At 48.5% G+C, this 22,524-nt stretch carries 18 protein-coding genes and 1 tRNA gene; 11 read left to right on the forward strand and 8 right to left on the reverse strand.

Annotation, left to right across the window (positions count from 1 at the left end; translation table 11 throughout):
- The first annotated feature begins 18 nt into the window (after positions 1–18).
- The gene (locus ACT6NV_RS04225; RefSeq protein WP_445386018.1) at positions 19–1,491 is read left to right on the forward strand and encodes a vanadium-dependent haloperoxidase; all 1,473 of its coding nucleotides are present in this window, start codon (positions 19–21) and stop codon (positions 1,489–1,491) included.
- Positions 1,492–1,551: 60 nt separating this feature from the next.
- A complete protein-coding gene (locus tag ACT6NV_RS04230; RefSeq protein WP_445386019.1) occupies positions 1,552–2,823 on the forward strand; it encodes an acetyl-CoA hydrolase/transferase family protein in 1,272 nt (423 codons plus the stop codon).
- 93 nt (positions 2,824–2,916) lie between these two features.
- Here ACT6NV_RS04230 and ACT6NV_RS04235 read toward each other — a convergent pair whose 3' ends face one another.
- The 3 genes from ACT6NV_RS04235 to ACT6NV_RS04245 form a co-directional block, all read right to left on the reverse strand.
- Entirely contained in the window at positions 2,917–3,738 is an 822-nt protein-coding gene (locus ACT6NV_RS04235; RefSeq protein WP_445386020.1) for a universal stress protein, read from the reverse strand.
- A 15-nt stretch (positions 3,739–3,753) separates the two neighbouring features.
- Positions 3,754–5,112 (reverse strand): oxygen-independent coproporphyrinogen III oxidase, encoded by a 1,359-nt coding sequence (gene hemN / locus ACT6NV_RS04240; protein ID WP_445386021.1) that lies wholly within the window; start codon positions 5,110–5,112, stop codon positions 3,754–3,756.
- An 87-nt stretch (positions 5,113–5,199) separates the two neighbouring features.
- Entirely contained in the window at positions 5,200–6,558 is a 1,359-nt protein-coding gene (locus ACT6NV_RS04245; RefSeq protein ID WP_445386022.1) for a Gfo/Idh/MocA family protein, read from the reverse strand.
- 102 nt (positions 6,559–6,660) lie between these two features.
- Between ACT6NV_RS04245 and ACT6NV_RS04250 the strand changes: the two genes are divergently transcribed.
- Positions 6,661–7,542, forward strand: a complete 882-nt coding sequence (locus tag ACT6NV_RS04250; protein ID WP_445386023.1) for a nucleotidyltransferase family protein — start codon at positions 6,661–6,663, stop codon at positions 7,540–7,542.
- A 9-nt stretch (positions 7,543–7,551) separates the two neighbouring features.
- The gene (locus tag ACT6NV_RS04255; RefSeq protein ID WP_445386024.1) at positions 7,552–8,598 is read left to right on the forward strand and encodes a phosphotransferase enzyme family protein; all 1,047 of its coding nucleotides are present in this window, start codon (positions 7,552–7,554) and stop codon (positions 8,596–8,598) included.
- A 5-nt stretch (positions 8,599–8,603) separates the two neighbouring features.
- On the opposite strand, the gene ACT6NV_RS04260 is transcribed toward ACT6NV_RS04255, so the two are convergent.
- Positions 8,604–9,782: an acyl-CoA dehydrogenase family protein gene (locus tag ACT6NV_RS04260; protein ID WP_445386025.1), complete on the reverse strand. Its 1,179-nt coding sequence runs from the start codon at positions 9,780–9,782 to the stop codon at positions 8,604–8,606.
- A gap of 104 nt (positions 9,783–9,886) precedes the next feature.
- On the reverse strand, positions 9,887–10,975 hold the full coding sequence (locus ACT6NV_RS04265; protein WP_445386026.1) for an aromatic ring-hydroxylating oxygenase subunit alpha: 1,089 nt from the start codon (positions 10,973–10,975) through the stop codon (positions 9,887–9,889).
- Positions 10,976–11,035: 60 nt separating this feature from the next.
- Here ACT6NV_RS04265 and ACT6NV_RS04270 point away from each other — a divergent pair, with 60 nt between their 5' ends.
- Positions 11,036–12,355, forward strand: coding sequence for an amino acid permease (locus tag ACT6NV_RS04270; RefSeq protein WP_445386027.1), 1,320 nt, complete (start codon positions 11,036–11,038; stop codon positions 12,353–12,355).
- Entirely contained in the window at positions 12,352–13,239 is an 888-nt protein-coding gene (locus ACT6NV_RS04275; RefSeq protein WP_445386028.1) for a dimethylarginine dimethylaminohydrolase family protein, read from the forward strand. Before ACT6NV_RS04270 ends, ACT6NV_RS04275 begins: the two co-directional genes overlap by 4 nt.
- A 2-nt stretch (positions 13,240–13,241) precedes the next feature.
- Here the strand turns inward: ACT6NV_RS04275 and ACT6NV_RS04280 are convergent, their stop codons facing one another.
- From ACT6NV_RS04280 to ACT6NV_RS04290, 3 genes are read right to left on the reverse strand one after another with little or no spacing between them, the layout of a single operon-like run.
- Complete coding sequence (locus tag ACT6NV_RS04280) at positions 13,242–13,955, reverse strand: tRNA1(Val) (adenine(37)-N6)-methyltransferase (RefSeq protein WP_445386029.1); 714 nt, start codon at positions 13,953–13,955, stop codon at positions 13,242–13,244.
- A gap of 38 nt (positions 13,956–13,993) precedes the next feature.
- Entirely contained in the window at positions 13,994–14,518 is a 525-nt protein-coding gene (rimM, locus tag ACT6NV_RS04285) for a ribosome maturation factor RimM (protein WP_445386030.1), read from the reverse strand.
- A 4-nt stretch (positions 14,519–14,522) separates the two neighbouring features.
- Positions 14,523–15,152: a 30S ribosomal protein S16 gene (locus ACT6NV_RS04290; RefSeq protein WP_445386031.1), complete on the reverse strand. Its 630-nt coding sequence runs from the start codon at positions 15,150–15,152 to the stop codon at positions 14,523–14,525.
- A gap of 369 nt (positions 15,153–15,521) precedes the next feature.
- Here ACT6NV_RS04290 and ACT6NV_RS04295 point away from each other — a divergent pair, with 369 nt between their 5' ends.
- From ACT6NV_RS04295 to ACT6NV_RS04315, 5 genes are all read left to right on the forward strand, one after another.
- Complete coding sequence (locus ACT6NV_RS04295; protein WP_445386032.1) at positions 15,522–15,977, forward strand: ferritin-like domain-containing protein; 456 nt, start codon at positions 15,522–15,524, stop codon at positions 15,975–15,977.
- Positions 15,978–16,109: 132 nt separating this feature from the next.
- A complete protein-coding gene (gene dnaE / locus ACT6NV_RS04300) occupies positions 16,110–20,468 on the forward strand; it encodes a DNA polymerase III subunit alpha (protein WP_445386033.1) in 4,359 nt (1,452 codons plus the stop codon).
- A 172-nt stretch (positions 20,469–20,640) separates the two neighbouring features.
- A complete protein-coding gene (gene trxA / locus ACT6NV_RS04305) occupies positions 20,641–20,958 on the forward strand; it encodes a thioredoxin (protein ID WP_445383246.1) in 318 nt (105 codons plus the stop codon).
- A gap of 83 nt (positions 20,959–21,041) precedes the next feature.
- Positions 21,042–21,971 (forward strand): DUF58 domain-containing protein, encoded by a 930-nt coding sequence (locus ACT6NV_RS04310; RefSeq protein ID WP_445386034.1) that lies wholly within the window; start codon positions 21,042–21,044, stop codon positions 21,969–21,971.
- A 133-nt stretch (positions 21,972–22,104) separates the two neighbouring features.
- Positions 22,105–22,178, forward strand: a tRNA-Asp gene (locus ACT6NV_RS04315).
- Positions 22,179–22,524 lie beyond the last annotated feature (346 nt).

A 22,524-nucleotide genomic window follows, 5' to 3' on the forward strand; every position in this document is an offset into this window, starting at 1 on the left:
CAAACAACCTATAACAAGATGAAGAAGATAGTATGCCTGTCCATTAGTATCCTGGTACTGATAACTGCCTGCAAATCAGAAAAAGGGAATGCCGACGCGGCTCCTGAACCCACCGGGACTGAAAATATAGCCTATAAATGGGGGGAGATGGCCCTGGAAGCCACTGCCCTGGACACCGAACGTTTTAAACCCAGACCCACCATAACCTCCCGTTATCTGGGACTTATCTTTACAGCGGTTTTTGATGCCTGGTCGCGCTACGATGAAAATGCCATTCCCGTGTATCTCAAGGGTGTAGACCGCCGTCCGAGTGAGGAACACAATCTGAAAAACAAAGAAATCGCCATTAGCTATGCGGCTCTGAGGGCTATGAATGAATATTACTATACAGACCAGGCCCTGTTTGAAGAATTTATGCGATCCCTTGGCCTGGATCCAGATGATAAAAGCCTGGACCCCACTACCCCGGCCGGAATTGGAAACCTGGCCGCGCAAGCGGTTATTGAAGCCCGGAAAAACGACGGTGCCAACCAGTATGGTGAGGAGGCCGGTTCAAATGGGGAAGCGTATTTTGATTATACAGGGTACACCCCTGTTAATAACCCGGATGAAAACGTAGACATCAATCGTTGGCAACCCAAATACTTCTCTGACGGCAAAGGGGGAAAATACGCCCCCGGCTGCCTTACCCCTTACTGGCAACTGGTAACCCCCATCAGTCTGGATTCTGCCAGCCAGTTCCGTCCGGGGCCACCGCCAATGGTAGGTTCCGAGCAATTGGAAAAAGAAGTCCGGGAGGTTATAGAAATTCAGGCCAATCTGACGGATAAAGAGAAAGCCCTTGTGGAATTCATGCGGGATGGGCCAAAATCTGTTCAGCAGGCCGGGCACTGGCTGAAATTTGCACAGGATGTTTCCCGAAGAGATGAGCATACCCTGGACCAGGACGTCAAAATGTATTTTCTGAACCAGGTAACCGCCATGGATGCTTTTATCGCCTCCTGGGAATCCAAGATGTATTACGATTTTGCACGGCCCTATGCCCTGGTCCATGATTATTTTCAGGGTGAACTGATCAAAGCCTGGGGAGGCCCCGGGAAAGGTGTAATTGAAATGCAGGGAGAACAATGGAGGCCCTATTCCCCTGAAGAATTCCTCTGTCCGCCCTTCCCTTCATATGTCTCCGGCCATAGTACCATTAGCGGGGCCTGTTCGGAGGCCCTGAGGCTATTTACCGGGGATGACCATTTCGGGGAAACGGTTAAACTAGTGCCCGGAAGCCTTACTGAAACGGATCCGGCCAATTACGGGGACACTGTAGTACTGGAATTTCCAACCTTTACCCAGACAGCCGAAATGGCGGGAATTTCCCGGGTGATGGGAGGCTATCATATTCAGGCCGATAACGTGGCAGGGCTTCAACTGGGCAGGGATGTTGCCCAAAAGGCCTGGGAATTTTACCAGAAACACCTGGGAACAAGCGAACTTTAAAGCTCTAAAAGGCTGCAGGACAGTCTCCGCCCTTATGCTTAACTTCTAATTAAAAACCGGATGAAACTCGTTTCTCTAGAACAAGCTGCTTCTGTTGTAAAAAGTGGTGACCGTGTATTCGTACAGGGTGCAGCGATGACCCCCAATACGCTTATCAACGCCATTTGCGAAAATTACAGGGAGTTGAGCAATGTGGAAATCATTTCCATTCATACGGATGGCCCGGTCAATTTTGCAATCCCCCCCTATAACAAAGCCTTTAAAATCAATTCCTGTTTTGTGGGCTCCAATGTGCGTAAAGCAGTCAACACCAATCAGGGGGATTATATCCCGATTTTCCTTTCTGAGATCCATCAGTTGTTCAGGCGTAAATTGCTGCCCCTGGACGTGGCGGTTGTGCAGGTTTCCCCACCGGATAAACACGGATATTGCTCCCTTGGAGTATCTGTAGATATAACCCTGCCGGCTGTACAGCACGCTAAAAAAGTGATTGCCCAGCTCAATCCACTAGTACCCAGGACCCACGGGGATGGCATCATCCACATGAGCCACATTGATTCTTTCGTGGAAATCTCAGAACCTATTCACAGCTATCCCGAAGGTAAGATTTCTGAAGTAGAACACAGTATCGGGAAAAACGTTGCCGGGCTCATAGAAGACGGGGCGACCCTGCAAATGGGGATTGGCAATATCCCCAATGCCGTATTGAAAAATCTGGGGAATCATAGGCGATTGGGGGTTCATACCGAGATGTTTTCAGATGGAATCCTGCCACTAGTCAAATCAGGGGTGATAACCGGTGAAAACAAGGCTATTGATGCTTATAAAATTGTGAGTTGTTTTGCAGCCGGATCACAAAAGCTATATGATTTTATTGACGAAAACCCCCAGCTGAGTTTCAAAGATGCCAGTTACACAAACGATACGGCCAATATCCGTAAAAACCCGAAAGTTACGGCCATCAACAGTGCCATCGAGATAGATCTTACCGGGCAGGTTTGTGCAGATACCATTGGGAGCTACCAGTATTCTGGGGTTGGAGGGCAGATGGATTTTATCCGGGGGGCCTCCCTGTCTGAAGGCGGGAAACCTATAATTGCATTGAGTTCCGTAACCAATAAGGGAATATCCAAAATTTCCCCTTTCCTGAAGAACGGAGCCGGGGTTACCACTACCCGGGCACACGTGCACCACGTCGTTACCGAGTACGGGGTGGTTAACCTGTTTGGGAAAAACTTGCAGCAACGCGCCAAAGCCCTAATCTCCATTTCGCATCCGGATCATCGGGAAAGTCTCGAAAGGGCCGCCTTTGATCGCTTTGGCAGGGTATGAAAATACCGCTAACCTTACTACATTGTCCCTTATAGCTCAAAAAGAAAAGGGGCCCCGAACACGAGTACCCCCTTTACTAAACAGCAACTTTGTCTATATTTTAAAAGTCATCACAGGGATAGGCGAATGATTTGTGATATCCTCTCCTATGCTCCCCATAAAGAAATGTGAAATTCCCTTACGGCCATGGGTGGGAATCCCAATCAGGTCTGCCCCTATTTTTTCACTGTAATTCAGGACACCGCGTTCTACACTGTAATCATTGTAAATATCCACTTCCATTCCCGACACAGTCTGATTCAGGAAATTCGAGATTTTCTGATAGGCATCGGAAGTGCTCATAAAGTGATCCCCGGGAGTATTGATGTAAACTGCTTTGAAGCTGGCTCCCAGCTTTTCTGCAAATGCTTTGGCCCTCTGGAAAGCAGGAACATTCTCATCCTTGAAATCGCAGGCGAATACAAAAGTATTCACTTTAAAATCTGGTAATTCCTTTTTTACAACCAGTACAGGAATATCCGAGTTCCGCACTACTTTTTCGGCATTGGAGCCGATAAATATCTCCTGCAACCCGTCCGTTCCGTGCGAGCCCATTACAATTAAATCTGCCTTGTGCTTTTCAGCTACCTCATTCACTTCGGCAAATACCTTGTAGTGTTTTATTACAGGGGTTATTGAAATCCCCTTGAGGTATTTTTTATCAAGGAAGTCTCCAAGCCGCTTTTCTGCAGCTTTCAGCAAAAATACGGTCTGTTCAGGATGATAGGCCTCAGAAGAAGAAATCATGGCATAATTCAGTTCCAGCATATGCAGAACAATGATATCAGACTTGTGTTTGGCAGCAAGGGATGCCGCGGTTTTGAGAGCGTATTCAGATTGCTCGGAAAAATCGACAGGAACGATAATAGTTTTCATGGGTTCGGGATTAAGTTAAACGGTCATTGAAAATAACCTATTTTCCGGGGCTTTATTGTGTAACCGCAGGTCAAAAGCCATACAAATATTACGGATATACAAGCGTCCGGTATCCGTTACGGTCAGGCGATCTGCCTTTAACTCAACAAGGCCATCCCTCTCGGGTTCTTTAAGTCTTTCCTTTATTTCTGTTTCCCTGAAGGCTGGCAAGCCTTTCCCCCACCGGGTTTCAAAACCACACATCAGTTCCAGCACGTGTTTACGCACTACAAGGTCTTCTTCCGTAAGCAAATGACCCTTGTGTAAAGGGAAGATTCCACAGGAAATCAGGTGCTCGTATTCTTCTATACTCTTAACATTCTGTGCAAAGCCATACCAGCTATCACTGATACTGGAAACCCCCAGACCAATCATCAGGCGGGTATTGGAAACGGTATAACCCATAAAATTGCGGTGAAGTGTCCCAGCGGTTCGGGCCCTGGACAACCCGTCGGATGGCAGGGCATAATGGTCCATGCCTATAGCGGCGTATCCTGCACGGGTAAGGGTTCGTTTCCCAAGCTCAAATTGCTTTTGTTTTGTTGCCGGATCCGGAAGGTCGCTTTTCTTATACCCCCTCTGACCATTTCCTTTTAGCCAGGGTACATGTGCATAACTGTAAAAGGCGATACGGTCTGGCATTATATCCATAGTCTTCCGGAGGGTTTCTCCTATATGGGCTGTTGTTTGCAAGGGCAACCCGTAAATGATGTCATGGCCCACAGAGGTAAATCCCACTTCGCGTGCCATACGGGTCACCTCGCTGACTTGTTTGAAGGTCTGAACCCGATTGATGGCTCGTTGCACGGCCTCATTGTAATCCTGTATCCCAAAAGACACTCTTCGGAAACCCTCTTCATATAGTACCTGCAGGTGTTCCAGTGTGGTATTACCCGGATGGCCTTCAAAGCTGAATTCCCAGTCCTGACTTCTGTCTGCATAACGGAAGATCCCCCTGATCAGCATCCGGAGGTTTTCCGGGGAAAAGAAAGTTGGCGTTCCGCCGCCCAGATGCAATTCCCTGATTACCGGACGGGAACCAAATAACTCCCGGTAGAGTTCCCATTCCTTCAGGAGAGCCTTGATATAAGGACGCTCCACGCTGTGCCTTTTAGTAATCCGCTTGTGACAACCGCAAAAAGTACACATGCTTTCACAAAAGGGCAGGTGGATATAAAGGCTGATTCCCTTATCAGAATTGGTTTCCGTAAAAATTCTCCGAACCGTTTTCTTCCAGGTTTTCCCGGAAAATCCGGTTTTGTCCCAGTAGGGAACCGTAGGATAACTGGTATACCTGGGGCCTGGAACATTGTACTTCTGCACCAAATCACACATAGCTGTTGCTGTTTTTAACAAAGCTATTGTAATGACCTGTGACAGAATATGATAAAAATCAGCTTCGAGCGAGGGTCCGAAGAGGGATCAAAAGCTGTCCTTCATCCAATCATAGGGTTTTCGGTTAATCCAGGAACCTTTGGTAAAATCCGGGAAGGGCTGGGGTGCTCCTTTGGCGGCTATAGATCGCTCTGATAATGGAGTAACCGCACTCCATGCTGCCGCATCATAAACATCTATAGGGGGTGCAAGGTTCCCCTTGGCCGATTCCACAAAGGCATTAAGCACGAAAAAGTCCATTCCCCCGTGCCCGGAACCCGAAGCATAATTGCCGAATTTCTTCCAAAGGGGGTGATCGTATCGATCCAGCCAGGCAGAAGCCTCGTCCCACTGATGCGGCTGGGAAGCCCCCTCAATATATATGCGGTTTCCGTCTACCTCCCATAAGCCGTTAGCACCCTGTACCCGGAACCCGAGGGAATATGGCCGGGGCAAGTTGCAGTCATGGGTTATAATAATGGTTTCACCACGAGCTGTTTCCAGGGTAGTGGTGATCACGTCTCCCTGTTTGAACTTGAGGGAGGCATTGGGGTGATCTTCACCCCCGACCTTGACGATATGGTTGTGCAGGCCTATCCCCTTGCTGGCATGGGAAGTAAGGCTCATAAAACGATTCCCGCGATTGATGTCTGCCATAACGGCCACGGGTCCCAGGCCGTGGGTAGGATAAACATCCGCATTTCTTTTCAGGGAGTGCTGGGTTCGCCATCGGGCCTCTGAAATGGCCTTTTCCCCGAATTCCACCCCGCCGCCGTAAGCTTGTTTTCCATTGTTGAATTTGACCTCCCTGAGGTCGTGCTGATAGCCGCATCTGAAGTGAACCAATTCTCCGAAAATCCCTTTACGGACCATATGCAAAACGGCCAGGATGTCCCTCCTGTAATTAACGTTTTCGAGCAGCATCAGATGGGTCCCCGTAGCCTCGTGTGTCTGCACCAGGTCCCAGCACTCCTGAAGGGTGGTTGCAGCAGATACCTCCAGCCCTGCATACTTGCCGGCCTTCATCGCATCTACCGCCATTGGGGTGTGCCAGAGCCAGGGGGTGGATATTACCACTGCCTGCAGAGATTCCATACTAAGCAAATCCCTGTAAGAATGGGAATGCTCGCCAAAAGTAACCGGACGTTCCCTGCCGGCTTCAGCGACCATCTTCAGGCAAAGATCGAGGCGATCCGGGTCAATATCGCAAAGTGCGTGTATTTCCACATCTTCCCGTTGCAGGAGGTTTTTCAAATGATTGGTTCCCCTGAGCCCCAGGCCGACAAGGCCTATCTTGAGTTTACCTTCCTCTCCGGGCCTGGTAAGTGAATAGGCACCGGAGGGAACTAATCCCAGGGCGGTTGCAGCAAGGGTTGATTTTGTAATAAAAGACCTTCTGGTTTCCATTTTAAAGTACTGTATGTTCTTCCCGGAAAGGTATGAAATATTGGCATTTAGCCTTTATTTCAAACCGAAAACCTTATTTTAGCGAGCCAAAAACAGTAGCGTATGACCTTACTATTAATGGCGGCGGGAAGAGGAAGCCGTTATGGAAAACTGAAACAATTTGACGATCTGGGACCCAATGGAGAGTTCCTGATGGAATTCTCAATATATGATGCTATCAAAAATGGTTTCAACCATATAGTTGTAATTACCCAAAAAGACAATGTGGCCTTCCTGAGGGACTATCTCCGGGAGCGGCTGCCTGAGAGTGTTTCCCTGGATGTACTTGCCCAGGAACTCACAGACCTGCCTGCCGGAACACAGTTTGCCGGAGAACGGCCCAAGCCCTGGGGTACAGCCCATGCGGTCTGGACTGCCCGCAAGGTGATCACCAATCCATTTGCAGTAATCAATGCAGATGATTACTACGGACAAAATGCCTACGAACGGGCAGGAAAGTTTATAAAAAAGAATGAGGAAGGAAATTTCGGATTGGTTGCCTATACGCTCCAAGATACACTTTCCCCATATGGTTCGGTTTCCCGAGGGGTTTGCAGCCAGGATGGGAAACAGTTGAAATCAGTAGACGAACGCCTGGAAATAGCTGCCGGAGAGGATGGCATCCGCGATGCAGACAGCGGCATGGAATTCAGCGGGAAAGAACTGGTAAGCATGAATTTCTGGGTGTGCAGCCCTGATATCTTCCCTCAGATCGAAAAGGATTTCAGGGAATTCCTGACAACGGCTGAAGACGCTTCCAAAGGGGAAATATACCTGCCTTTTGTGATACAGGATATGCTGCAAAGCGGAAAGACTTCTGTGGAGGTAATCCCTTCGAATAGTCAATGGTTTGGGGTGACCTATGCCGAGGATAAGGATACAGCCATGCAGGCTTTAAAAGACCTTAGTGCAGCCGGAAAATACCCGGCTCCACTGTGGAAATAAGAATGACCCATGGCAATATCGGGCCCGGAGCCGGCGCTTAAAGCTTTTGGAATTTCCTCCACAAAGTTTCATGTACAGTTGCTGGAACAGGGGCTTATCAACGACACTTACAAGGTGCTCCTGCCGGAAGGAAACGGGCTTATAGTGCAGCGAATAAACCCCGGGGTATTCAGTAATGCCCTCCCCCTGATGCAAAATATCGCAAGGGTACTCCCAAAACTGACTGGGCCTGATTATACTGAATTAAAATTGCTTAGCGGGACAGATGGAAATCCATGGTTTGTGGATACAGGGGGCAGCTATTGGCGGGCTTTTAACTACATCCCGGGCAGCAGTACTTTCCAACAGTCCTCAGATAAGGCAATTGCGAGGGAAAGTGGCCGAATTATCGGACAATTCCACCAGTTGGTTTCAGATATCCCTTTAAAAGACATACACATTACCCTGCCAGACTTCCACAATTTAAACACCCGGATGGAACAGCTGCAAGCTTCCCTTTCTGCAGCCAAGCCGGAAAGACTCGCAGATTCGCTTAAATGGCGCGAACTGGCAGGAAGACTTTCCCGTTCCTGTGAGGCCATCCCCTTTGACGAATTGCCGTTAAGGCTTTGCCATAACGACACCAAACTCTCGAATATCCTTTTCGATTCAGCATCCGGAAAAGCGCTTTGCCTGATCGATCTGGATACGCTGATGCCCGGTTACCTGCTCTACGATTTCGGGGATGCCGGCAGGTGCCTGGTACTTGGGCCTGAAACAACCCCTATGGGCCAAAACGAGGCGTCTTTTGATCTGGGTTTATTCGAGGCTTTTTATAAGGGATTAATCCAATCAGGATTGGAGTTGAGTACTGTAGAGCGCCAAACCCTGCCCTGGGGCCTCGTACTGATGCCCCTGCTTCACGGGGTGCGGGCCTTAACAGATTATCTGCAGAATGACCAGTATTATAAAACCGATTTACCCGGCGAAAACCTCAGGCGTGCTGCACGGCTTTTACAGCATTCCGAAGCCTCCCGAAAAAAACTGCCGCAACTGTGGGCAATCTGCGAAAAATAAAGTTATTATTTAAAAGCGCTAAAGCCGGTGATATCGTGTCCGGTGATCAATAAATGAATATCGTGGGTTCCTTCATAGGTAATGACGGATTCCAGGTTCATCATATGGCGCATGATACTGTATTCACCAGTAATCCCCATGCCTCCCAAAACCTGACGGGCCTCCCTGGCAATTTTGATAGCCATTTCCACATTGTTGCGCTTGGCCATGGAAATCTGGGCTGTGGTTGCCCTGCCCTCATTTTTTAGCTGCCCCAGTCTGAATGCAAGCAACTGGGCCTTGGTGATTTCCGTGATCATCTCCGCCAGCTTTTTCTGTTGCAGCTGGGTAGCTGCAATAGGCTTATCGAACTGGATTCGCTCCTTGGCATAGCGAAGGGCCGTATCATAACAGTCCATTGCCGCTCCAATAGCGCCCCAGGCAATCCCGTAACGGGCCGAATCCAGGCACCCCAGTGGGGCTCCCAGCCCCGTTTTGCCCTCCAGCAGGTTTTCCTTGGGCACTTTTACATTGTCAAAGATCAGTTCCCCAGTGGCAGATGCCCGCAAAGACCATTTGTTGTGCGTTTCGGGTGTACTGAAGCCTTCCATTCCCCTTTCTACTATCAACCCGTGTATCCGTCCGGCTTCATTTTTGGCCCAGACAACGGCTATGTCCGCAAAAGGGGCATTGGATATCCAGAGTTTTGCTCCGTTAAGCAGGTAATGGTCTCCTTTGTCCTTAAAGTTTGTCACCATGCCTCCGGGGTTGGAGCCGTAATCCGGCTCAGTAAGTCCGAAACAGCCCATCATTTCCCCTGTAGCCAGCTTTGGCAGGTATTTTTGACGTTGTGCTTCATTCCCGTAAGTATAAATCGGATACATCACCAGGGAAGACTGTACAGATGCAGTAGAGCGCACCCCGCTGTCTCCCCTTTCAATTTCCTGCATGATAAGCCCATAGCTGATCTGATCCAGTCCGGCACCTCCGTATTCTGCCGGGATATAAGGCCCAAAGGCACCTATTTCTGCCAGGCCCGAGAGGATTTGCTCCGGGAACTCGGCTTTCTGGGCATATTCCTCAATAATGGGAGAAACATCGCGCTTTACCCAGGAGCGGGCAGCGTCCCGAACCAGTTTATGTTCATCGCTTAAAAGATCGTCTAAAAGGTAGTAATCGGGTGCTTCAAAAAGATCGGGTTTCATGCCTGAGAATTTTGTCCAAAGGTACTTAAAGCAGTATAACAAACCAATACGGGCAGACTACTTTCTAGGGATAAAAAAAGGCAATAACACCTCATCCATGGCCATCAATCCCGGCTCATAAAAGCTGCCAGGAGGGAGTGGAAATGATGCACCCCGGCTTCCCGGCTCGGGGAGAAGCGCCCGCGCTTATAGTAACGGGACAACAAGCCTTTTTGAACGCCTTCCACCACTGCTTCATCTTCCATTTCAACTGTATGTAAACCGTGGCCGGCACCTTTCCCCAATTTCGAGGCGTCGTAAACGTAACTCCTGAAACTGACCTTTGTTTTCTGTGGCCCCAATGGCTGTACCCAGTTAAAGGAAAGCCCCCAGGGGTAAAAATTAAACATCATATTGGGGAACACCCAGAAATAATAGGCTGCAACATCTTTACCTGAATCGATATGCCCGGCAGGCAAATTAAATACAGCTTCATTTCCCTCGGCGTATCCAATTTGCAGGTTGTGGTGTTTTCCGATTACGGTTTCGTAATTGCCATAATCCAGTACAGCGTTCAAGTCGTTGTGCACAAACGGGATATGGAAGCCCTCAAGGAAATTATCGCAATAAAGTGCCCAGTGAGCCTCAATAAAATAGTCCTTGTTAAGCGTTTTATCGAGTTTGAATTCTTCCTGCTTTAAAAAGCCTACGCGTTGGTCAAACGCATCCAGGATTTCATTAAAATCAAAGGCGGGTTCCAGGCCTGCAAAACTCAGGGGCCCCCAGCTGGCAATGGGAAATTTATACAAGTCATCACAAGGGGATGGAAAATCCCGGGCCTCCTTAAACTCCGGCATAAATTCAAAGGCTCCGTTCAGCGAAAAGCGCCTGCCGTGGTAGCCGCAAGTCAATTTTTTTGTTTTTTTAGCCTGGGTGAGCAGCAGGTTGCCCCTGTGCGTACATACATTGCTAAGGCAATTCAGGCTTCCTTTTTCATCCCGTGTCAATAAAAAGGGTTCATCCAGGAACCCGGGAAGCATTACCAGGGGAATGGCATTTGGACCCTCCAGCGGCAGTTCGGAATCGATCCACTGCCATGATTTATAGAAGACCTTGTCCTTCAGGGATTCAAAAAGAGACGGATCCCGGTAAAAGGAAGCCGGAAGGGTGGATGCCCGTTCAATTTTAGGATCGATATGAAATTTATGGGCCAAGCGTGCAGCTTATTTGTATTTTTAAAAATATGGATTTCTTTTTGATAACCGATGCGGAATATGAAAAGCACTAACCACAGTTCCAAAATGGGCTTGTGGATGAGTACTTCCCTGGTGGTGGGGAATATGATCGGAGCCGGTATTTTTTTGATGCCTTCTGCCCTGGCGGCCTTTGGAGGCATAAGTGTTGTAGGATGGTTGGTTTCTTCTGCCGGAGCCCTGCTGCTGGCAAAAGTGTTCAGCAGGCTCAGCAGGATGGTGGCCGGTTCAAAAGGGGGACCCTATGCCTTCGCCAGAAAAGGTTTTGGAGATTATATCGGGTTTATGGTTGCATGGGGATACTGGATTTCCATTTGGGTGGCCCTTGCCACTATCGCCGTAACTTTTGTAAGTGCCATCAGTGTCTTCTTTCCTGGCCTGAAGGAAAACGCATTACTGGCTGCGGGAACCGCGCTTGCTGCCATATGGCTGCTTACCTGGGTTAATTCCAGGGGCGTACGGGCATCAGGGAAAATGCAGGTGGTCACCACCGCCCTCAAAATACTTCCCGTCCTGGCGATCATATTAGGAGGTATTTTCTTTTTTCAACCGGAAAACTTCATCCCTTTTAATGCCAGCGGAGACTCTTCCATTATGGCCATTGCCGCAACGGGTACCATGACGCTCTACGCATTCCTGGGTTTGGAAAGTGCGACGGTACCTGCCAATAAAGTACAGAATCCCGAAAAGACGATCCCGAAAGCCACCATGACCGGGACCCTTGTCACTACCCTGTTGTATGTGCTGAGCACAGTGGCCATTATGGGAATGATCCCCATGGCCGAGTTATCGGAGTCTACCGCCCCCTTCTCGGATGCCATGAAAATAATGAGTGGGGAAATCGGAGAAGAAATCATCGCCGCAGGGGTAGCGGTTGCAACCTTTGGGGCGCTCAACGGATGGATACTGATTATTAGCCAGGTATCAGAGGCTACGGCTAATGACGGGCTATTCCCCGGAATTTTTAAAAAAGAAAATAAATACGGGGTGCCGGTTTGGGGTCTGATTGTGGGAAGTGGCCTGGCCTCCCTTCTATTGCTGATGAATTATTCGGAAAGCCTGGTGGAGCAGTTTAAGTTTACCATCCTGCTCTCAACCACCTGCTGCCTGGTTCCCTATCTGTTTTCCGCAGCTGCCTATGTGATCCTCTCCCTACAGAAATCGTTGAAATTAAAGGAGCAGGTTTCCGTAGTTATATTGGGCAGCCTGACTTTTGGTTTTGCCTTATGGGCAATTTTCGGGGCGGGAGAACAATCCGTTTTCTGGGGCTTTTTCTTTTTGATGCTTGGCACCCCCGTTTTTGTCTGGATGAAATGGAAAAACAAAAACCCTGAATTGTGAAAGAGAATAACATAACGGCCCACTCTGAATATCTGCCGCTGGAATCAGTATTTATAACACCTGTGTCCGGGGCCTTTGAAGGCAAGGCCAAAATTACTTCCGAATGGAGAAGCCTGAATTATATTTCAGAGCCGGACCTGCAGGAGGCCACTCAAGAATATAAAACATTTGAAGATCTCCTGGCCCAATGGGTGCCGAATATACATTATTTCCCCCCGGGCGCAGGTCTCAGCATGGATGCCATCTACTGCAGGGATGCCTCCATAGCCACCGATGCCGGGATGATTTTATGTAATATGGGTAAAGCTGCCCGGCAGAAAGAGCCAGACATGCAGGCCCGCATGTTTCAAACGGAAGGGATTCCCATTCTTGGGAAAATTGAGGCACCAGGCACCCTTGAAGGAGGAGATGTGGCCTGGCTGGACCAGCATACCCTTGCCGTGGGAAGGAGTTACCGTACCAATGCAGAAGGGATTAAGCAGCTCAGGACACTGCTGGCGCCTCTGGGAGTACAGGTAGTTGTTGCTGAGCTACCCCACTTCAGGGGACCATCGGATGTTTTTCACCTGATGTCCATCTTAAGCCCTCTGGACAAAGACCTCGCCCTGGTCTATTCCCCGCTAATGCCCATTTCATTCCGGGAAGGCCTTATAAAAAGGGGGTATACATTAATTGAAGTCCCGGAAAGCGAATTCGACAGCCTGGGTTGCAATGTACTGGCCGTGGCCCCTCGGGTTTGTATTATGGCTAAGGGAAACCCCCTTACGGAAGCGGCCCTGAAAAAAGCCGGTTGTCAGGTCCACACCTATAAGGGAACTGAAATCAGCCTGAAAGGAGGTGGCGGGCCTACCTGCCTGACACGACCCCTTAAAAGGCAGGTTTAAACTTACATATTCAGGTAAAACTCCGAGGTCAGCCGGATGTATTCAGCACTGTACTGATGCCTGCTGATTTCAATGGTCAGTTCCGTTTCCACCAGAGGCTGCTGCCGGAAAGAAAGGCAGATCAAAGATCGTTTCAAGGGTGCAGCTGCATGACCCCTGACCCGGGTAATCCGGTTTGCAAAAAGACCTGCTTGCTTTCCCAGCTCCAGAAATTTTTCCTCCTCCCGAAAAGGAATTATTACCGAAAACAGCCCCGCTGGGGCCAGTAAAACCTTTATTCCCTCCAGGAGGTTCTCAAATGGCAAGGAACTGCTCCGGCGGGCCAGGTCACGTGAAGGGTCTCCGGTAGAGGTATCTTCGCTAAAGAAAGGGGGGTTGGATACAATGAGGTCATATTTCTGGTCCGGTTCCGATACCAGTTCATCCAGGGAGGCATGAAAGCAGAAAAGCCGGTCGCTCCAGGGAGAGGCTTCAAAATTCTCCACACATTGCTCAAAAGCCTGTTCCTGGATTTCAATGGCATCGATTATTTCCGCTTCAGATCGCTGGGCAAGCATCAGGGCAATCACGCCTGTTCCCGCCCCGATGTCCAGGATACTTCCGGGACCTGATTCCAGTGGGGTCCAGGCGCCTAAAAGCACTCCGTCGGAACCAATTTTCATGGCGGTACGGTCCTGGGCTACCGAGAACTGTTTAAAATGAAAAGGCTTGTCCAAACCTTGGATAATTAAGAGTGTTTCTTCTTTAGATAATGCTAAAGGTAAAGGTCAATCAGGCCTTCGGGTGTTTGGATATAAATGATGCGGGCTTCCCGGTCTACTTTGCTGATAAAATCATCCGTGATAGGGATCAATAACTCCTTCCCCTTTTTTTCAGCGATAAAGAGGGCCTGCGCTCCCTGATCATTCACTCCTTTGATAACACCCACATCACCGTGTTGTTTATCACTCAGGGTAAAACCAATCACCTCGTGATAATAGAATTTATTTCCACTGAGTTTCGGCAAAAATTTCAGAGGCAGATATAGCTCAGACCCCATTAAACGGTCGGCAGCTGCTTCATCACTGACGTCTTCGAGGGAAACCCTGAGGAGGTTAGATTTGTGAAGGGCAGACCTGAGAATAAAAAAAGGAACCAGTGTATTTCCCATTGAAATAAACACTGATTCCAGTTTTTCGTATAATTCGGGTTGATCCGTATCCAGCTTGATAAGCAGATCCCCTTTAAAACCATGCTTTGAGACGATCTTACCGAGGTAAAAACAGTCCTCCTTTCGCACGGGCTTATTCTTTTTTGTCGCCTTCTGCTGCAGGCTCTTCAGTTGCCTCGGCTTCAGGTGCTTCAGCTTCAGGAGTTGCTTCTTCAGCTGCTACTTCTTCTGTCGCTTCCGGAGCTGCTTCAGCTGCTGCTTCCCCTTCAGCAGGTTCTACCGCGGCTTCGGTTTCTTCTTCAGCCGGGGCAGCTGCTTCGGCTGCAGCCTGAGCACGTTTCTCATTAGCTTCTTTTTCAGCTTCAAGGGCTTTGGCCTTTGCTTCTGCTTTTGCTTTTTCAAGACTTTCAGCCTTGGTCATTACTTTTTGCTCCTTGGCATCCACCCACTCGGCAAATTTCTTTTCTGCCTGCTCTTCGGTAAGGGCGCCTTTGCGGACTCCTGCTTTAAGGTGATGTTTCAGCAATACGCCTTTGTAGGATAAAATCCTGCGGGCAGTCTCGGTAGGTTGTGCTCCGTTATCCAGCCATTGAACTGACCCATCTATATTCAGGTCTATGGTAGCAGGGTTTGTGTTTGGGTTGTAGGTTCCCAGTTTTTCAAGGTAACGCCCGTCCCTTTTTGAACGCACATCTGCTGCTACAATCCAATAGAATGGCTTCCCCTTTTTTCCGTGTCTCTGTAATCTGATTTTTACTGGCATTTCACATTAATTTAAGTGGGGTGCCCGACCCCGGTTATTAATTCTTGTTACAGCAATCAAAAGCTGTTTTGCCCTAGCGTTCTGCCTAAAGCGGGTGCAAATATAAGATGTTTTTCATTAAGCCTTATCGTTTTAGGTAAAAATTCATGTAATTTTTGCTTTCTGATCTGTCTGTAAAAAAATGAAGCGGTACGCCTTAATCCATTATGGTTTTTTCCCGCCGGGCATGACCTTTTAACATTATCAGCTCTATTCGTTAAGATTGAGTTAAAGGCGTCTAATTATTTGATTTTCAATATTTTAATAGTTATATTATAGTTGCGTTATCGAAGGACGATAAGCGAATAATCTTAAAATGAAGACTGAACAATGAGATACACGGAAAAGATTTCAAACAAATTAAACGAATTACTCGAACTAACATACGATGCAGAGAAGGGATATAAATTGGCTGCCGCAAAGGTAGACTCCCCAACAGTACGTAACTTCCTCAACGATAGAGTAAAACAGCGATACACCTTTGGACACGAACTGAAGGCAGAAATTCAGGAATTTGGACAACTGCCGGACAAAGGCGGAAGTGTTAAAGGAGACCTGCACAGAATCTGGATGAATTTAACCGAGACGCTGAGCAGCAATGGAACAGAAAAAATGCTGAAAGAAGTTGAGCGGGGCGAAAAAGCCAGTCTCGAAGCCTATAATGAGATATTGAACGATTCAGACATGGTATTACCACCGTCTACCGAACAAATCCTCATCAGACAGCGAGACGCCATTCAGGCAGCCCTGAACACATCCATTATGTATGAAGAATTAGTATCCTAATTCAGATGCATTTTGAAGAAAATCCGGACTTTGCGTCCGGATTTTTTTTTGGTTAATAACTCCTAAAAACTCCCTTTTTATAGTCGCAGGCTATACTGTATTTTTAACCCTGCTTTAGACCGATCGGATACTATGTACTTTATTTTTGATACTGAAACCACAGGATTACCCAAAAGGTGGGATGCCCCCGTAAGCGATACGGATAATTGGCCGAGATGCGTACAAATTGCCTGGCAGCTCCATGACGAAATGGGGCAGCTCATTGAACAGTTTGATGCGCTGGTACAGCCTGAAGGTTTCAATATCCCTTACGATGCCGAGCAAATCCACGGAATTTCCACAGAGCTTGCCAGCGAGCGTGGTTTACCCTTATCGGAGGTTCTGGAAAAATTCAGCCTTGCGCTGGAAAAGACTAAATTCCTGGTCGGGCAGAATGTTGGTTTCGACATCAATATAATGGGTGCCGAGTTCCTTAGAGCAGGCCTGGAAAACCCACTGGAAGCCTTCCCGGTTCTCGATACCTGTACCGAAACGACTGCTGAACTCTGCCAACTTCCCGGAGGGCGGGGTGGAAAGTTCAAACTCCCAACGCTTACAGAACTGCACCAGCACCTCTTCGGGGAGGCTTTTAAGGAAGCACACAACGCTACAGCCGATGTGGAATCTACTGCCCGTTGCTTCCTGGAGCTGATTCGTCAAAAGCAATTTTCTGCAGCTGAACTGCAGACAACCGCCGATTATTTTAACCGTTTTAAGGAAGCCAACCCGCAGGTCATCCAACCCGTGGGCCTGAAGCATACCAACCTCAAGAAATTATCGGGCAAGCTGGCCTCGGAGAACCAGGACACAGATGCCGGCCTGAGCAAGGCGGAGATTATAGAAAATGAGAAAACCCTGGAGAGAGCCGTTTTCGTCCACCTGCACAATCATTCACAGTTCTCCGTTTTGCAGTCTACCATCAAGGTAAAAGACCTGGTCGCTGCAGCTGCCAAATACAGTATGCCAGCCGTTGCGCTTACCGATCACGCGAATATGATGGGCGCCTTTCATTTCGTGCGCGAGATTAAGGCCCATAACCAAAAAGTCAGGGAGTCTGAACAGCCGGAAGGGCAGGAAATCATCCCCATCCTGGGGTGCGAATTCTTCGTTTGCGAAGACCGGCACAATAAATCCGTTAAGGATTACGGCTATCAGGTGGTGATGCTGGCCAAAAACAAGAACGGCTACCACAATCTGGCCAAGATGTCCTCAATTGCCTACACGGAAGGGTTTTATTATGTGCCGCGTATAGACCGGGAAGTAGTGGAAAAATACAAGGATGATATCATTGTCCTCAGCGGGAACCTGTATGGGGAAATCCCTTCAAAAATCTTAAACGTAGGAGAACGGCAGGCCGAAGAAGCCCTGCTGTGGTGGAAGGAGGTCTTCGGACCGGACTTCTATATCGAAATCATGCGCCATGGGCAGGAAGATGAAGACCGAGCAAACCAGGTGCTGGTAGCCCTGGCTCAAAAGCATGGGGTTTCACTTGTGGCCACCAATAATACCTACTACTGCGAGAAGGAAGATGCCGAAGCGCATGACATCCTGCTTTGCGTGAAAGACGGGGAAAAACAAGCCACCCCCATAGGCAGGGGAAGGGGTTATCGCTATGGTCTTCCCAATGAAGAGTATTACTTCAAATCGCCTGAGGCCATGAAGGAGCAATTCCGGGACCTGCCGGAAAGCATCCTCTCGATTCAGGAAATTATTGACAAGATTACCCCCTTTGACCTGGCACGGGAAGTATTGCTACCCAAATTTGAGATCCCGGATACCTTCAAACAACAGGAAGATCTGGCAGACGGTGGAAAACGAGGGGAAAATGCCTACCTGCGGCATATCACCTATCAGGGTGCTGAAAAACGCTATGGGGAACTCACTGATGCCATCCGCGAACGTATCGATTTTGAGCTGGAGACCATCGAAAATTCCGGATATCCCGGTTATTTCCTGATCGTGGAAGACTTTATACGGGAAGCCCGCAATATGGGGGTATCCGTAGGCCCCGGCAGGGGTTCGGCAGCCGGTTCGGTGGTGGCCTATTGCCTGGGGATTACCAATATTGACCCGCTGAAGTACGATTTGCTTTTTGAGCGCTTCCTGAATCCGGACAGGGTATCCATGCCGGATATCGACATAGACTTTGACGATGAAGGGCGGTCCAAGGTAATGGATTACGTCATACAGAAATACGGGGCCAACCAGGTGGCACAGATTATCACCTACGGGACCATGGCGGCCAAGTCTTCCATCCGTGATACGGCCCGGGTACTGGACCTGCCGCTGAATGATGCGGACCGCATCGCCAAGCTGATCCCCAATATGTCCAAACTGGGCAAAATCTTCGGAGTCCCGGAGGCTGATCTGAAAAAGAAGTTTCGCTCCGACGAACTGGAAAAGGTCAACAACCTGCTCAATATTTCTGAAGGGGATGACCTGGAAGCCCAGACCGTCAATATGGCAAGGGTTCTGGAAGGTTCCCTGAGGAATACCGGAATACATGCCTGTGGGGTCATCATAACCCCGGACGATATTACCAACTTCGTCCCGGTAGCCACCGCCAAGGATTCCGAACTGTATGTTACCCAGTTCGACAACTCTGTGGTTGAGAGTGCCGGCCTGCTTAAAATGGACTTCCTGGGCCTCAAAACCCTGACCCTGATCAAGGATACCGTTAAAATCGTCAAAGCCCGGCAGGGGATTGAATTGATCCCGGATGAATTTCCGCTGGACGATGAAAAAACCTATGAATTGTTCCAGAGGGGAGACACTGTGGGGATTTTCCAGTACGAATCCCCCGGAATGCAAAAACACCTCAAGGACTTAAAACCCACAGTCTTTGACGACCTCATCGCCATGAACGCCCTCTACCGCCCGGGCCCAATGGAGTACATCCCCAGCTTTATTGCCCGAAAACACGGGCAGGAAGAGATTACCTATGACCTGCCTGAAATGGAGGAAAACCTGCAGGAGACCTACGGAATTACCGTATATCAGGAGCAGGTGATGTTGCTATCCCAGAAGCTGGCAGGTTTCTCCAAAGGTGAGGCAGATGTCCTTAGAAAGGCCATGGGGAAAAAGATTTTTGCCCTGCTGGAGAAATTAAAACCGAAATTCCTGAACGGGGGCGAAGAAAAAGGCCATCCCCGGGAAGTGCTGGAGAAAATCTGGAAAGACTGGGAAGCCTTTGCCTCTTATGCTTTTAATAAGAGTCACTCTACCTGCTATGCCTACATCGCCTACCAAACCGCTTTCTTAAAAGCACACTATCCGGCAGAATATATGGCAGCCGTCCTTTCCAATAATATGAACGACATTAAGCAGGTAACCTTCTTTATGGAAGAATGCCGCAGGATGGGGCTGGATGTGCTGGGCCCGGATGTCAATGAATCCTATTACAAGTTTGCCGTCAACAAAGAGAACCAGATCCGCTTTGGAATGGGCGCTATCAAGGGTGTTGGAAAATCTGCAGTGGAAACTATTGTTGAGAACCGGAAAGCCGACGGCCCCTACTCCTCTATCTTTGAACTGGCCAAGCGGATTGATTTGCGGGCTGCCAACAAGAAAGCCTTTGAAAACCTGGCCCTGGCCGGGGGTTTCGATTCGCTGTGTGAAGCGCACCGGGCCCAGTTTTTCGATGCCGGCAATGATAGTATTACCTTCCTGGAAAAAGTAATCCGCTTCGGAGCCCGCTTCCAGGAGAGTGAAAACTCCTCTCAGGTAAGTCTGTTCGGGGCCAATAGTGAAGTACAGATCGCAGAACCGGAAATTCCGCCTTGTGAACCCTGGGGCACCATGGAAACCCTAAAAAGGGAAAAGGAAGTAGTGGGCATCTATATCTCAGGCCATCCGCTGGATGATTTCAAAACAGAAATCAAATCCTTCTGCAATGCCGAGGTACACGCCTTTAACGAATTGGAAAGTTACCTGAACCGGGAACTTGCGGTAGCGGGGGTTATCACTGACGTTCAGCATCGGATCTCCAAAAACGGCAAGGGCTGGGCAGCTTTTACGGTTGAAGATTATTCAGACAGCTTTGAATTCAGGATCTTCGGGGAAGAATACCTGAAATACCGTCATTTCCTGACCATTAACGCCTTTGTTTATATGAAGGTATTTATCCGGGAAGGCTGGGTTAACCGGGAAAGCGGCAAAAAAGGAGATCCCAGGATGCAATTCAACCAGGTGATGCTGTTGCAGGATGTAATGGAGGCCTTTGCCAAAAAACTGACCATTCAGCTGGATATTTCACAGTTGCATGAAAAACGCATTACAGCCCTGAAAGACACCCTTCGTTCCTTTAAAGGCAAACAACCCCTTAATTTTATCGTATATGAGATGGAGGAGGCTATAAAGGTAAACCTGAGCAGCCGCAAACAGAAAGTACACATCAGCTCAGAGCTGCTGGATATCCTGAAAAAACAGGAAATCCATTACAAGCTGAACTAATGGCTGAAAAGCGGCTCATCATTTGGCTAAGACAAGCGGCTCATCATTTAGCTAAGACACTGAATTACATATAAATTATACTGATACATACATAGGGAAAACGAATCTTTGTCCCGTAAGGAATCCGGCAAATAATTGACTAACTTTGCACTAATTATAATCAATAATAATCATGGCACTAGAAATAACAGATGCTACTTTTGACGAGGTAGTCTTAAAAAGCGATAAACCAGTAGTTGTTGACTTTTGGGCGGCCTGGTGTGGCCCCTGCCGTATGGTAGGCCCAATCATTGACGAATTGAGCCAGGAATACGACGGGAAAGCCGTTGTAGGAAAGGTTGATGTGGATTCCAATCAGGAATACGCAGCCAAATACGGAGTGCGAAACATTCCTACGGTTCTCGTCTTTAAAGGAGGAGAAATCGTAAACCGACAGGTTGGCGTTAGCCCAAAACAAGTTTATTCTGAAGCTATAGAAGCTGCCCTCTAAGCGCACTATTAAATATTTATTAAAACCCGGTCACATGGCCGGGTTTTTGTTTTCAGGGAAGCTCACTTTTGTATCTTTAGAAAATGGATCTGCAATCAGAACTGTATAAGGCCCCCTTATTTGAAAACCTCTCCCTTTTAGCGGCGCAGGTTGTTGAGGGGTATATCAGTGGGATTCACAAAAGTCCTTTTCACGGCTACTCGGCCGAATTTGCAGAACATAAGATTTACAATACCGGTGAAAGCACCAAGCATATAGACTGGAAGCTGTTTGCCAAAACCGATAAATTGTACACCAAACGCTACGAGGAGGAAACCAACCTCAGATGCCACCTCATCCTGGACAGTTCCTCTTCCATGTATTACCCACCCCAAAAAAATCTGGACCTCAACCACCTGCATAAAATGGGCTTTGCGGTCCTGGCTTCGGCCGCACTTATGCAGCTGCTTAAAAAGCAACGGGATGCCATTGGGCTCAGTGTTTTTTCGGACAGCTATAAATATTACGCCCCCGAAAAAGGAAGTGAACGGCATTACCAGATGCTACTGGCAGCCCTCAGCGAGTTGGGCAGCCAGCAACCGCTTAAACAGCAAACGGAATTGCACGCCCACCTGCACCTGATTGCCGAGAAACTGAAAAGGCGCAGCCTGGTGGTCCTGTTTACAGACATGTTTCAGGAGGCCGTGGATGAGGAGCGGCTATTTGAGGCCCTGCGCCACCTGAAATACAACAAGCATGAAGTGGTACTCTTCCACCTGAGCGACAAGGCCACCGAACTGGACTTTGATTTCGAGAACAGTCCCCGCCGTTTTATGGATGTGGAAACCGGCAAACATATAGACCTGTACCCGGAAAGTGTGCGGGAAAAGTACCAAAGTACCCTGGAGGATTACCTGCAGTCTATCCGACTGGTTTGCGCCAAATACAATATTAAATACCAGGCTGTGGACATTGCCCAACCCTTTGCCCGCGTGTTCAACACCTTTCTGGTAGAACGGCAGCGCTTTGCCTGATCCCTCCAGCTATTTTTATTTTTTTTGTTTGCCGGATTCAAATAGTGGCTTATATTTGCACACGCTTTACAAAAGGCGTTGAACAAGATTTGAATCTGACTGTTGTCAGAGTCTTCTAAAAGATAAAATCATTGGTCTGGTAGTTCAGTTGGTTAGAATACCTGCCTGTCACGCAGGGGGTCGCGGGTTCGAGTCCCGTCCAGACCGCAGAGAAGCAGAGCCCTTCACACGTTAGTGTGAGGGGCTTTTTCATTTCGGAGCACTTGAGCTTGCTCAAAAGTGCGGAGAAATGGAAAAGTACCACCGGCTGCGAAGCAGGCGGAAGGGCTCGGGCACCAGGGTCAAATTCCAAGCACCAAATTTCAAATTCCAAAAAAGACTGAAAGATTCTACTTCTCTGCAGGACCACCCCTTGGGCCCTTTTCGAGGCGAAGCCGAGAAAAGAATCCCGTCTATTTCAGTATTCAGTTCGCAGTGGCAATTGGCAGTACTACTATTGTCTTATGTTCTAGGACAGCTACCGGCTGCGAAGCAGGCGGAAGGGCTCGGGCAT

It is taken from the genome of Robiginitalea insularis, assembly GCF_052497835.1.